The following is a 13,534-nucleotide window of genomic DNA, read 5'->3' as shown; positions in this document are numbered from 1 at the left end:
GCTTACGCACTCGCGAGAAAGTATCGATCGATTTCTGCCGTAAGGATGTCAAAGTCCACAGGCTTGGTCAAGTGGCATTTAAAACCAGACTGAAGTGCAAGCTGCTTATCCTCCTGGCTACCGTAGCCGGTAAGTGCAATCATAATTGAATCAGTAAATTTGGAGTCTTTACTCAGTTCCTCTGCAACGGCGAATCCATCCATTTCGGGAAGTCCAATGTCACAAATAATTATATGAGGCTCAAACTCTCTTGCCGTTTGTACCCCTAAAATTCCATTTCTGGCAATAGTAACTTCATGTCCAAAGTATTCAAGCACTGCTTTTAATGAGAAGGCTGAATCGTCATTATCTTCAATAACTAAAATCTTCAACGATTTTTTAGCCGCTTCTGTAATCTCCAAGTCGTTGTCTAAGGTTTTAATCTCTTCGCATACAGGGAGAGTAACTTTGAATTCCGCTCCCAAATCGATCCCTCTACTTGAGGCTTCAACATTGCCACCATGAAGTTCCACAAGACTTTTTACTACCGAGAGTCCCAAGCCTAGCCCGCCCCTCGAACGGTCTAAACTGCGATCGCCCTGAGTAAATGGCTCGAATAGTTCTGATAAGATTGTCGGGTCTATCCCTATGCCTGAGTCTCTTACAGATAAAGTCGCTACACTACCTGAGCCATTCTCACCGGGAATAAATGAAAGATCCACCCAAATTGTCCCATCTGGCTTTGAGAACTTTAAAGCGTTATCAAGCAGGTTTCCAAAGATTTGGAAGAAGCGGGTGGGGTCAACATAAGCCCACACAGGCGTATTTGGCAAGTCTTTTACTACAGTAAGATTCGATCTCTTTATTGCTTGTGTATGGTCATTGATACTCTGGTGAACCAAATCTACTAGATTAACCTTCTCAAGGTTTAATGAAATCTTCCCATAGGTGATGGACGATACATCAAGTAACTCATCAATCAATTTCGAGAGGTGCTTAATCTGGTGCTGCATCATTAAAACTGTTTCTCCGACTGCACCAGTCTCGCCTAGCTTCAATTTGAGAAGCTGAACTCCGTTTGAGATGGGGGCAACAGGATTCCTCAATTCGTGAGCTAGCATCGCAATGAATTTGTCTTTCAGGGCGTTTTGATTGGTAAGTTTCTGGAAAAGTTGAACGTTCGCGATCGCCACTGCTGTAGTGTCGGTCAAAATCTCAAGCAGTTCTATTTCTTCACGTGTGGCTAGGTGTGGTGTACTCCAGTAGGCTCCGATCGCACCCAATGGTTCGGCAATTCGGATGGGAACCATCACCAAACTTTTGACAAAAGTAACTTTATATGCATCAATAGGAATTCGAGCATCCTGGTAAATGTCCTCAATCACGGCTGCTTGTTTATTGAGCATTGCCCAACCAGAAATGCAAGACTTGAGGGGAAAACGCATACCTTTCCAAAGTGGCCCGATGGCGTTTTCATCAACATAGTGGCAACATTCACCATCCCGCAATACAAAGGTTACTCCATCAGCATTAGTGAGATCCCTCGCAGCCAAACGCACAATCTCAATAATTTCCTCAATTGTCCTTACACAAGCCAAATCTTTCACGACCAAAAGCAGCCGATTATAAGACGAAATACTATAGCCCTGATGTAAATTCTGTTCTTGAGATATGGAGCTTTGTAATATATTTTTCATAAATAACTCCGAACAAAAGGCCTGTCGTGTAAAAAATCAGGTAAAGCGGGTAGGTTTCAGCAGACACCTATTCTAATCGTAATCTTAACTTTGATGTTAAGAGATAAGAGATATTACCGCATTTTTTCTCCTGTTTTTGGCGTATAAATATTTTTCTTTCCCTAAGTAAATATTCTGCATCGATCCTATGGGCTAATGCAATTTTTGGTGTTTAATTCAGATTGAGTCAACCTAGCTACTAAACTCGCTATTTAGGCGTAGCAAAATTGAAGATGCCGACATTAATTCCTCAACGCAAACAAATTATTTGGCAATCGATAGATAATACTCAAATCGATTGCGGAGTTGTTGAACTGTTAAATTCTGAGTCCAGTACTCCACTAGGGCGTGACCAAATGCCCAGGCATTGCGATCGGGTGAAGTAGAATTTTCCAGCATTAGCGGCCAGAGGGATAGCAATTCAAAGTTGAGCGGGTTAGAGTTAGCTGTACTCAAGAGCGAGAAAAGCTCATAAGCCATTTGAAGTTTGCCAATCACAATCGGCAACTGTTCCACAGGAATTTGCTCTGCCAGCATATATGCTAAGGCTGGAGATCCAGTTGATAGCGTAGAAACAAACTGGAGGACGGGACTTTTGAGCAATGCCGTTAGTCCTTGTGTTGTCGCCATCTGGAAGGTGTAGTGGTCGATGATTTTGGCCGCAGCGACAGTGCGGACTTCAAGGTTACGCAAAAAGCGGGTGAGACGGAGTTGCTTGGTAGGCGCGATCGCATCTACTAATCCCAGCGATAGCGCCTCTACTCCCCAAGCAACTCGATTTGTTTTGCTGTCACCTGTAACCAATGGTAGAACTAAATTACAGAAGTTTCCCAGCAATTTGGCGCGATACTCAGTAGCTTCTCGAATGGCAATTTCTTTTGAACGATCGCCCCATTCCCAATTATAAGGCGGTTGCCATTCGCGGATGGGACGCAGCCGATCTACTTGAGTGACGATCGCGATCGCTGGTAAATCTGCAACTTCTGCTTTTATATCTTGCAAAAAGTCTACATCCATTTGCAACGCAGGATCGAGGGCAGGGGTAACTAACAACAGTAAATCTGCATTGATGGCATAATCAAGCACCAAGTCTCTTAGATCGGCACGGTTGACTTGTTCGTAACCAGGCGTATCCCAAAGCGTCAGGGTTTCCCCACCTTGAGTCTGCCATTGATAATTCTGAATGCGATCGGTACTGGGCAAAACATCAACGGCTGCGAGATCGGACTGAAATAGCGTGTTAATCAGGCTACTTTTGCCTGAACCTGTGCGTCCCACTAGGAGAATATTTACAGGTTTTTGCTCAACTGCCTCGGCTGGTTGAGCTTGAGTCAAGATTTCTTTGAGTGTTTGGGTTTTTGCCTTGGGTAAAGTCGTGGATACTACAGTTGCTGAAACTGGTAATGTACTACGTCCGTAGAGTGCGATCGCCTGCCGACATAAGTTTCTCAAGGCAGCTTCCCGGAATAACTGACTCAAATTCCCCAATAATTGCTGAGTTGCCTGGTTACTAGAACCCTGACTGGCTTGTTTTGCCACCGCCGCCACCGGATTTAAGATCCACTGTGCCCAATTCCAAGCTTTCCAAAATTTCCGAGCCGATGGCTCTAACTTCCGGTAGACTTCATATCCTTGGTATGCTTGTCCAACCGTTACCTGATTGAGGACAGGGGATAACTTTTGCATCCACCGATCCATGTCATCCACCGTTCCGCGAATCAGCCCGTAAGCCTGGGGGACGTAAATATTCAGCAGAGGATATTGAATTTGAGGATTATAGATATGAGCGATCGCTACAACTAAATCCTGGCATCGCGTCCAAAAAGTTGGCCAGTCTTCCCAAATCGGGCGATCGCCTTGTGCTGCTTGCAGAATCTCTTGGAGTGCGCTTTCTGTAAGCTTTGTCACATCACTTCCGGCTGATGTTCTGACTGTATCCTCTGCTGCCGATTCTAATTCTTCTTGGACTTGAGCTAATACAGCTTCCACTTGGTTAACAGCAGGTTGAGTCCATTTAACCAACAACCAACGCCAACCAACGAATAAAAGGGTGAATACAGCCCAAATCCAACTAATACCCCAGGCGTGAATTTGTGAACCGGCAGATACCAGTAAGAAAATAATGATAAACGCGATCGGGATTGCTAAGACGACCCACTGCCACGGTTTTAATCGCACCATTGCCCCATACCTGCTTTGAAATGTTGGGAAATTCGAGTTTTTGTAAAAATTACTCTTATAAAAAGTCTATCGTCTCCAATCTAGGGACTTCCAAATAAAAATATCCCAAAACTGATATAAAAGTTCTCTCTATTTATCCTCTCTCCGTGTCGTGCCAGTTGCTACAAGTCGGGCAACCGCAAGGGCACACTGGCTTCTCTGCGTCTGGAGTGGTTCGTTTATTTCTTGTAAATCCCTAATGAAACGAGATTCAAATTGGGTAATGGACTGATTTTTTCAAACGTAAAATTGGATTGCTATAGTGAACCATTAAGTCTAGATTATTTTTTTTTGCAATCAATTTTTTAAGTATTTTCTTAACTGTCTTAACTGTCTTATCTGTCATTGCATTTTCTTGGCAATGACGGGAAAATACAAACGGGATAGTAAGAATTCAGAAATCAGAATAATTAGAGAATCAAAATAAAACTTGATTAATCACATACAAGTAGGTAGGCGTAATTAAATATAAGATCGAACCTCATCCACAATCCCTCTCTTTACTAAGGAGAGGGAAGCCGGAGACAAGGTGAGATTCTATATTTAATTTGATCCACTTACTTACCAATCATATTAGACTCTTTCTAAATTCTGACTTCTGATTCCTGTTAGTGATAGCGGGGTCTTTAGCCCGAACTGAATTCTTACCAAAATACATTTGTCAAGAATGTAACTATCTCACTCAATAGACCCTATTACTTTTGAGGAGGAAAATTAATGAGTTCAGTAGATCAAAAGCATATACATATATTAACGCAAGACCAGGGCATTAAACTGTCTGGAAATCCCATTCAAACTGAAAATTTTTCGGTTCAAAAGACTCTCCGAGATGGAGGAAAAATCCGTTTCAAAATTCGTTATTCTGCCGAACTACAGGGTTTTTCCCTGTTGGAAGTTTTTCTGATGAGAGCGCAGAACGGAACACAAACTGCTAGCATGACTATCCCCAACGGTGGTTCGACAGCTACTGCTCAAGAACAAGAGCAGGAATTTAGTATTTGGGAACCAGGAGATTATTACTTCTTTTTCAAAACGTCTTCCAATAATGGAACATTTTTTATCGAGGATTATCAGCTTTATTGGTCAAATAGTTAATTCTTTTTGGTTGTAAATATCGAAATTGGCACTCCTAAAGGAAAAGTAAGATTGACGTTCGCCAAAACTCTGGGCAAAGGAATTCTCTGCCCAGAGTTTTAATCAGCATAGAGATGTGAGAGAAAAAGTACCTGAGAGTTTTTTCAAGCACGTTTCTGCAATGATTTGTATTCAAATTCAGCAACGCCTAGTTGTTTTTTAAAGTAAGCACGGTAGAGTTGGCAACGCGGTAGAATGCGATCGCCTTCATAAGTTATCAGCCCCAAGCTTTCGAGCTTATGAGCATCAATGGGATTGAGAGAAATGCTTTGCTTTGCGCCCACAACTTCAATATATGCTCTTACCAAACTGGAATTTTCTTGCAAGATTGCCCAGTGTCGCCATAAATGATAACGGTAGATACCACCGTTAGCGATCGCTTCCTGTACCAGTTCTTCTAAAGTAATTTTTTGACAGCAGAGATAATACAGAGCAATGCGAATTAGGGCTGGATGTCCCCCCACCAGAGACATCAGTTGCGTAGTCTCGTTACCAGAAGTCCAGTCAAGCCCATGCCGTTGGGCTAAATATTCGACTTGATGCTTAGTAAATTCTGGCAGATGAATCGGTAGTCCGATATTAAATGGGGAACGGTTGATATCCAGAGAGACGTACACTTCTGTAGAGTAAACAACCACTAGCCTTAGTTTGTGTAATTGGGTATCTTGTCGTGCGTCTTCATACCAAGAACGCAACAAGCCAAAGAACTCTTGAGCAATTTCAGGATATTCAAAAAAGCGGTCAACCTCATTTAACACTAAAACCACTGGACTTTGACTCTGCTTGAGCAAATAAGATTGCAAGTATAAACTGCAACTCAACTTACAGCCGATTTCCTCATCCCAGTTGTCATCTAGCTTGGGTTCTATGCCTAGTGCTATTGCAATTTGCCAGCAAAAAGAACGCAAAAGCTTGTTTAAGTTAGTCAGACAGTTCGTCTCAATTTGCTTACAATTTAGGTTTACCGGGCGATAACCTTGCATTTGGGCAAAGGCTAACAGCCGCAGCACAAGAGAACTTTTACCCATCTCTCTTGGCGCTCGAATTCGGATTACACAGCCTGGTTGAATTATTTCTCGATAAACTAGTTCCTCAATGGGAGAACGTTCGACATAAAACGGCGAATCTAGAGGTACGGGGCCGTCTGGGTATGACCAAAGATTTTCGAGTTGATTGTGATACTGAGTGACAAATAGATCCGAGGATAAAAACTGAGGCATTCTTTTCTCTTGTGTATCTAAACTCAGTGAGAAAGTTCGAGAGCTTTCAGTATTATTCGGCTCACTCAAAATTGCATAGTCTTCCCTGTATAATTCTAGATTAAAGGCGGTAAAGCACAATTTCAGGGTTTTTTGATCCACGCCTGTATTCAACGACCATAATCGGTTTAGGGTTTTGGTGGAAACATTCATGCGATCGCCTAAATCTTCTAGAGTGAAGTGATTGCCATTGTTTTGAACCTTCTCCATTGCCAAAATCGCTGCTTGTAAACGCTTTAGCCCAGCGATCGTTAGGACAAGTCCGCGTTTCCGATTACTCTTAGATTGCTTCATATCGCTAATTATCTACGTGCTTTTTTCTTTACTGTCTTAGCTATCTCCTCATTGTTTCATGTTTTAAAACAGTTATTCAACAGTTACTTACCTGTTCTGAAATCAACGATTTTATTGTGATAAATAATACATTATTGCTAAATGGCGTTCAGATAGGTGGGTATAAATAAACATAGCTAACATAACTGTATTGATTGTCACTTTTCCTGCCACTAGTGAAAGCTGCATCAGCCGATTTCACTACTTGTAAATAACAAATGACAAGCTTTAATAGTTAACTTTATTTATTGCTAACTTAATAAGGTATTACTTAAAGTTATTTTTAACCTGTATTAATCTGGATTTTGCATCCAACAAGGTGGAAGCGATATCTACACCTACGCTTAGGGCTTTCCAAGAAATAAATTATTCATTTGTGGGATGGGCATCTTGCCCGTCCTAATATTGGGGACGGGCATCTTGCCCGTCCCACAAGAAAATTTGGGATATTTTTTTATTTGGAAGTCCCTTATCAAAATTAGCAATTCTCTTTTAGATGCAACACGCAGTAGGGGCGCACAACTAGCTGTGCGCCCCTACTAAAAACCTATACTTTATGTAACTCGAAAACGCTACAATCTTTCATTAGTATGGGTAATGTGCTTACCGATGCTAATGAAATTTCGGTAATTAGGGAACTCCAAAAAATAAATTATCCCAATTTCACCGAATCAAAATGATTTTCTTTCCCCTTGCTCCCCTACCCTAAATACGTTCGCGTAGCGTCCCGCAGGGATGGGATATTTTTATTAGTTGGAAGTCCCTTAGATCCTAGCCTCTCTATTGTTGCTTATTTATTGGCAAAAAGTTATTGTCACTTGCTGCCAATAGAACATTGAAACGCATTTAGCGTCCGATTTGGTTAGAAATATTTCTGCCTGTCTGTGCTGCACTATCCCCTACATCGCTAGCAGTTTTTTGAGCGCCCTTTACGTACCCAGAACCAAATTCTTTAAGGGCTTCTGCTGACTCCCCTCCAATCTTTTCTAGTCGTTTACCAAGAGAACCTTCTGTTTCACGAGCTTCTTTATTCCACTGCCCTGTTGTTTTCGGTCTTTGAGCATCATTTTGCTGTATCTGTTCGCGAACTCTCTCTTTTAAGCCTTTGTCATTCTGCCCAGAAGTAACATTCGTTGTCAGCACTAAAAAGCCAACTAGGACAACAGCCAAAAAACGTTTTACCTGAAATCCTTTAAGGAGGGAATCGATATTACCAATGGTCTTAGAAATCAAATTTATCATGCCAATTAGATTGCTTTTTGACTACAAATAAACATTAACAATAATAATGTCATTATCCTTCTAACAAAAGGCATATTTTAGTTATAAAAAATAAATAATTTTTAAATCTTGCTTGGGGAAGAGGTAATTTGTTAGATATATAGATATTTACAATTAGTCTATAGGTATGAGCAACAAGCAATACCTCAAATTTTCCAGAGAATATTATCCAACATTTGCCTCTAACCTGCAATGATTAGTGGGATATTATCCCGCAGTTAATTTCAATCAATTAAGCCAATATCCGAAAAGGTTATTTATAAAGTAAAAATAGAAAAAATTTGGTCAGTTGCAAGTTCGACTATCATTTAGAAGTGGAATTAATAGAAATTTCGACTCGATTGCTCCGACGAGGGTTGCGGCGTACCGATCGCTCTAAATCGGAATTAGTGCAAACTTTATAAGCTATTGCGCCAAAAAAAAATCCCGACTTTTCTAAAAAGCCGGGGATTTTATTTTTCTCAACTGCTTATTGCATTAAAATCTGACGGATTAAAATACTCATTACCTCGTCAGGATTGCCGGTTAGTAATAATGGACTCCAATCGCCGATGCTAGCGTAGCCAATGACTTGCAGATAATTTTAATGAAAGTCATAAGCATTTATTAGTAACTTTTTCAATATTTTTATCCAAACTTCATATTGTGCTTAAATTTAATAAGTGAAATCCGCAATTACTTATTCCAAAGCTGCTTTGACTTACTCAAAAGCAGCTTTGACTTTCTCATTTTGGTGTTTTCCGCAAGTCAAATAAGCTTTGACTTACTCAAAAGCAGCTTTTGCTTACTCATTTTGGTGTTTTCCGCAAGTCAAATAAGCTTTTGCTTTCTTAAAAGCAGCTTTGACTTTCTCGTTTTGGTGTTTTCCGCAAGTCAAATAAGCTTTTGCTTTCTCAAACCCCAGTTTGCTTACTCAAAAGCAGCTTTGACTTTTTGATTTCAGTAGATTCAACAAGCTGATTTAGGTTTAGCGATCGCAAATTGGGGTTACAGACAAAGCCTGCATTTCTTACAAGCAGTAGGGGCGAGTTGACAGATATAATCGCAAGAGGACTTTTCAAATATCCTCTAAAGGGTTTTACTTTCACCTTTTGCTGGATTACTACTTATTTCTACACTGGTTTTTGTAGTAGATTTTAGTGTCTTTGGACGAATCTTTTCGAGTGTAGCTTCTATTTCAGGATTTTCTTGGTTGAGAATAGCTTCACGTTCCAAATTGATGGTTTCAGTTGACAATTTACATAGTGCTTCCAAAGATATTTTCCCTTCAGTATATAGTAGTTCTAATAAATTTGATGCTGACTCTAAAATTTGCTTTCCATTTCTTATTTGGATGCTAAATTTATCTTCAATGGCATCAAAGATAACGAAAATCGATATCTTTTTCCAAATTTTTTGAGTCGAAGCTACTACCTTAAAGTCAGCGACTATTTTTCCCTCTTCTGGTAGATGAAGGGCTAAACCTGAATCTTGAATACCTGTTTGGATTTGCTCAAGAGGTAATGAAGAAATATCAGTAATTAGATTATCAAGATTTATAAAATCTGCTAAATCAGGTAGGTTGCTAACTGTGTCGTTTAATGATTCAGATTGAAAAGTTATCTTGTTGTCTAAAGGATCTGAAATAGCATTAAGCTGTACGGGATATGGCGGCTGTGGGACAGAGCCTTTTTCATAAAATGAGCGACCTTCTGGAGTAACTGCGATTGGCGATGTTGCTGATAGAGTTTGTAATGAACGAAGAGTTGCAGTAGTAGTTTTAATAAATACAGAATCAAGCCCAAGTATAGAGGCTAATTCATCCTCTGTTGGCGGAGGTTGAAATTCAATAGCAGCACGGATAATAAATTCTTCAAGTACGTTAAACTGACGGGGTTCCTTGATATTGACTTCTACAAGAGTTTGACGCAAACTATAACGAAATTGACGGGCTGCAAAAACTGATAAGCTAGAGCTTTGCGCTTCAATTTCGTCTACAACATTCTTGAGATTGTCATCAATAGATTTAGCAGAAGAAGCGATCGACATCCATGAAATCTCCATCTAGATAAACTATGCTGAAAACATGGGAGTATATATTCCCATATTTCCATGCTGCTTGGTGAAAAATATTCATGCAGCAAATATCTATAGGATTCATCTTTAATTTTTAAAATATACGTAGAGTGCGTTAGACCGTGTTTGCTTGATTACTTTTTTAGCCTGAAGGCTACGTACTAGTTCTGATGGTGTTACGTTTTCATTCTCCAAAAACCAATAATAGCCCATCTGTTCTGCCCAATTTCGACTTATTTGCCGGATATTTATCGATTGGTGCTGACGAATCGATAAATATAATGCCGCCTCCTTTTTATCGAAAATTTCAGGTAGGGGACTTTCAAATAAAAAAATACTCAACTACTTCTTGTGGGGTGGGCAACATGAGCGCCTTTGTATATGGGCGCTCATGTTGCCCACCCTACAAGATTGGGTAATTTATTTGTTGGAAGTCCTTAGGGAGAGGTTTATCAAACTCGCCTTCAAAAAGCAAATTTTGGTTTCCATGCCATCTTCTATAATTGATAAAACCTGCACACCTAATTTTAGGCATGAGACTGTGACCGAATCAGGAAGTTACAAAGATACTGTAAACCTACCCAAGACTAACTTTGAGATGCGGGCAAACGCTATCAAGCGCGAGCCGGAAATCCAAAAATTTTGGGAAGAAAATAAAATTTACGATCGCCTCTTTGAAAATAACCCCGGCGAATTATTTATACTGCACGATGGGCCTCCCTACGCTAATGGCTCACTCCATATTGGTCATGCCTTAAATAAAATTCTCAAAGATATTATTAATCGCTACCAAATGTTACAAGGGCGTAAAGTTCGCTACGTTCCTGGTTGGGATTGTCACGGTTTACCGATTGAGTTAAAAGTTTTGCAGAACATGAAGTCAGCAGAACGGCAAAATTTAACGCCTTTACAACTACGCCAAAAAGCGAAAGAATTTGGTTTAGCTACGGTAAACGACCAGCGCAATAATTTTAAACGCTATGGTATTTGGGGTGATTGGGAAAACCCTTATCTAACTCTGAAGCCGGAATATGAAGCGGCTCAAATTGGCGTGTTTGGTCAAATGTTCTTAAAAGGCTACATCTATCGCGGTTTGAAACCGGTTCACTGGAGTCCTAGTTCTAAAACCGCTTTAGCTGAAGCTGAGTTGGAATATCCTGAAGGGCACGTTTCCCGCAGTATCTATGCAGCTTTTGCAATCACAAGTTTGGCGGAAGCTGTAAAACCACTGTTGGCGGAATATCAGTCAGATTTGGGTGTGGCTATCTGGACGACTACACCTTGGACAATTCCAGGGAATTTGGCTGTGGCGGTAAATGCAGATTTGAATTATGCAGTGGTGGAAGTGGAACCCCACCCCCCAACCCCCTCCCCGCAAGCAGGGAGGGAGAATGAAGAAGTGGCTTCGGAGAGGGGCACTGAGGGGGTGAGGTTCCGCTATCTCATTGTTGCTGCTGATTTAGTCGAACGTTTATCTTCAACATTGGGAGTTAAGTTAACTGTCAAAGCCACATTTAAGGGGAATGACTTAGAACATACTACTTATCGTCATCCTCTATATAACCGCGAAAGTCCGATTGTCGTCGGCGGTGATTACATTACTACTGAATCGGGTACTGGGTTAGTACATACTGCCCCCGGTCATGGTCAAGAAGATTACATTGTTGGTCAGCGTTACGGTTTACCCATCCTTGCGCCAGTGGATGACAACGGCAATTTTACTGAAGAAGCGGGAGAATTTGCGGGGTTGAATGTGCTGGGTGATGGGAATCAGGCGGTGATTGATGCTTTAAATGCGGCTGGTTCCTTGTTGAAAGAAGAAGCATATCCTCACAAGTATCCTTATGATTGGCGGACGAAGAAGCCGACAATTTTCCGCGCCACTGAACAGTGGTTTGCTTCTGTGGAAGGATTTAGGGAAGAAGCACTAAAGGCGATCGCCACGGTAAAATGGATTCCAGCCCAAGGTGAAAATCGCATCACGCCGATGGTGGCGGAACGTTCCGATTGGTGTATTTCTCGTCAACGTGCTTGGGGTGTACCCATTCCCGTTTTCTACGACGAAGCCACGGGAGAAGCACTGCTGAATGAGGAAGTTATCAACCACGCCCAAAAAATTATCGCTGAAAAAGGTTCTGATGCTTGGTGGGAATTATCCGTTGAGGAATTATTACCAGAATCTTATCGTAATAATGGTAAGTCTTACCGCAGAGGTACAGACACAATGGATGTATGGTTTGATTCTGGTTCATCTTGGGCATCTGTCGTCCAACAGCGTCCAGAGTTACGCTACCCTGCTGATATATATTTGGAAGGTTCCGACCAACATCGCGGTTGGTTTCAGTCAAGCTTGCTCACCAGTGTAGCGGTAAATGACGTTGCGCCTTACAAAACTGTGCTAACTCACGGCTTCGCTTTAGACGAACAAGGCCGGAAGATGAGCAAGTCTGAAGGAAATGTGGTTGACCCAAATACAATCATTGAAGGTGGTAAAAATCAAAAAGTAGAACCGGCTTACGGTGCAGATGTCTTGAGATTGTGGGTATCATCGGTAGATTACTCCGGCGATGTCCGCATTGGCAAAAACATCATCAAGCAGATGAATGATGTTAGAGGCAAGATTCGCAATACGGCGCGGTTTTTGCTGGGTAGCTTAGATGATTTTGACCCAGAAAAAGATACAGTTCCCTTCGAGGAATTGCCAGAACTTGACCGTTATATGCTGCACCGCATCACTGAGGTATTTGAGGAAGTAACCGAAGCCTTTGAGAGTTTTCAATTCTTCCGCTTTTTCCAAACAGTGCAGAATTTCTGCGTGGTGGATTTATCCAACTTTTATTTAGATGTTGCCAAAGATAGGTTATACATCAGTGCAAAGGATGCTTTCCGCCGTCGCAGTTGTCAAACGGTGCTGAAAATAGCTTTAGATAATTTAGCACGAGCGATCGCACCAGTATTATCCCACACTGCCGAGGATATCTGGCAATATCTCCCCTATAAAACACCTTACAAATCTGTGTTTGAGGCTGGTTGGGTGCAGATTGAAGAAAAATGGCGTAATCCAGATTTAGCGGAATTTTGGGAAACACTGCGACAACTTCGCACCGATGTTAATAAGGTGTTAGAACAAGCCAGAATAGAAAAACTCATTGGTTCTTCACTGGAAGCGAAAGCTTTGATTCATATACCCCACAAACAGTTAGGCGATGCTGTCAAAGCCTTTAACCCGGTGAAGGGTAACGGGATTGACGAACTGCGGTATCTATTGCTGACTTCCCAGGTGGAATTATTAGATTCTGCTGAAGGATTGCAAGGATTAAAATATACAGCGCAAACGGAAGACTGGGGAATTGGGATAGTGAACGCAGATGGTGAAAAATGCGATCGCTGTTGGAACTACTCTACCCATGTGGGAGAATCAGCAGAACATCCCTTAATTTGCGAACGGTGTGTTGCAGCCTTAGCCGGAGAGTTTTAACAAAATAAAACTCATAACTCTTGTGGGGTGGGCATCTTGCCCGCCTTTGACTACGGGCG

General features: G+C 41.3%; 9 protein-coding genes. 3 read left to right on the top strand and 6 right to left on the bottom strand.

Features of this window, described 5'->3' with window-relative positions; translation table 11 throughout:
* Positions 1-2: 2 nt before the first annotated feature.
* Both CDG77_RS12390 and CDG77_RS12385 read right to left on the bottom strand, forming a co-directional pair.
* Entirely contained in the window at positions 3-1,676 is a 1,674-nt protein-coding gene (locus CDG77_RS12390) for a hybrid sensor histidine kinase/response regulator (RefSeq protein ID WP_094329665.1), read from the bottom strand.
* A 303-nt stretch (positions 1,677-1,979) separates the two neighbouring features.
* A complete protein-coding gene (locus tag CDG77_RS12385; protein WP_094329664.1) occupies positions 1,980-3,896 on the bottom strand; it encodes a GTPase family protein in 1,917 nt (638 codons plus the stop codon).
* A gap of 756 nt (positions 3,897-4,652) precedes the next feature.
* Between CDG77_RS12385 and CDG77_RS12380 the strand changes: the two genes are divergently transcribed.
* Positions 4,653-5,030, top strand: coding sequence for a hypothetical protein (locus CDG77_RS12380; protein WP_094329663.1), 378 nt, complete (start codon positions 4,653-4,655; stop codon positions 5,028-5,030).
* Positions 5,031-5,173: 143 nt separating this feature from the next.
* Here the strand turns inward: CDG77_RS12380 and CDG77_RS12375 are convergent, their stop codons facing one another.
* Together CDG77_RS12375 and CDG77_RS12370 are read right to left on the bottom strand one after the other, a co-directional pair.
* Entirely contained in the window at positions 5,174-6,622 is a 1,449-nt protein-coding gene (locus CDG77_RS12375) for an AAA-like domain-containing protein (protein ID WP_094329662.1), read from the bottom strand.
* An 885-nt stretch (positions 6,623-7,507) separates the two neighbouring features.
* Positions 7,508-7,903: a hypothetical protein gene (locus CDG77_RS12370; protein ID WP_094329661.1), complete on the bottom strand. Its 396-nt coding sequence runs from the start codon at positions 7,901-7,903 to the stop codon at positions 7,508-7,510.
* A gap of 320 nt (positions 7,904-8,223) precedes the next feature.
* Between CDG77_RS12370 and CDG77_RS38510 the strand changes: the two genes are divergently transcribed.
* Positions 8,224-8,346: a hypothetical protein gene (locus tag CDG77_RS38510; protein ID WP_262985154.1), complete on the top strand. Its 123-nt coding sequence runs from the start codon at positions 8,224-8,226 to the stop codon at positions 8,344-8,346.
* A gap of 664 nt (positions 8,347-9,010) precedes the next feature.
* Here the strand turns inward: CDG77_RS38510 and CDG77_RS12365 are convergent.
* Positions 9,011-9,970, bottom strand: a complete 960-nt coding sequence (locus CDG77_RS12365; RefSeq protein WP_190233965.1) for a hypothetical protein — start codon at positions 9,968-9,970, stop codon at positions 9,011-9,013.
* Complete coding sequence (locus CDG77_RS38505) at positions 9,948-10,082, bottom strand: hypothetical protein (RefSeq protein ID WP_262985153.1); 135 nt, start codon at positions 10,080-10,082, stop codon at positions 9,948-9,950. Before CDG77_RS38505 ends, CDG77_RS12365 begins: the two co-directional genes overlap by 23 nt.
* A 456-nt stretch (positions 10,083-10,538) precedes the next feature.
* Between CDG77_RS38505 and ileS the strand changes: the two genes are divergently transcribed.
* Positions 10,539-13,475 carry an isoleucine--tRNA ligase gene (ileS, locus tag CDG77_RS12355; protein ID WP_094329700.1) on the top strand — a complete coding sequence of 979 codons (2,937 nt, stop codon included), beginning with the start codon at positions 10,539-10,541 and terminating at the stop codon, positions 13,473-13,475.
* Positions 13,476-13,534: the final 59 nt, after the last annotated feature.

The organism is Nostoc sp. 'Peltigera membranacea cyanobiont' 213, from assembly GCF_002245975.1.
Taxonomy (GTDB): Bacteria; Cyanobacteriota; Cyanobacteriia; order Cyanobacteriales; family Nostocaceae; genus Nostoc.
This window is presented reverse-complemented; position numbering and strand designations above follow the sequence as displayed.

Bases quoted from the DNA above. Each gene is read 5' to 3' on its own strand.
- CDG77_RS12390 (WP_094329665.1), bottom strand. From the start codon at position 1,676: ATGAAAAATATATTACAAAGCTCCATATCTCAAGAACAGAATTTACAT.
- CDG77_RS12385 (WP_094329664.1), bottom strand. From the start codon at position 3,896: ATGGTGCGATTAAAACCGTGGCAGTGGGTCGTCTTAGCAATCCCGATC.
- CDG77_RS12380 (WP_094329663.1), top strand. From the start codon at position 4,653: ATGAGTTCAGTAGATCAAAAGCATATACATATATTAACGCAAGACCAG.
- CDG77_RS12375 (WP_094329662.1), bottom strand. From the start codon at position 6,622: ATGAAGCAATCTAAGAGTAATCGGAAACGCGGACTTGTCCTAACGATC.
- CDG77_RS12370 (WP_094329661.1), bottom strand. From the start codon at position 7,903: ATGATAAATTTGATTTCTAAGACCATTGGTAATATCGATTCCCTCCTT.
- CDG77_RS12365 (WP_190233965.1), bottom strand. From the start codon at position 9,970: ATGTCGATCGCTTCTTCTGCTAAATCTATTGATGACAATCTCAAGAAT.
- CDG77_RS38505 (WP_262985153.1), bottom strand. From the start codon at position 10,082: ATGAATCCTATAGATATTTGCTGCATGAATATTTTTCACCAAGCAGCA.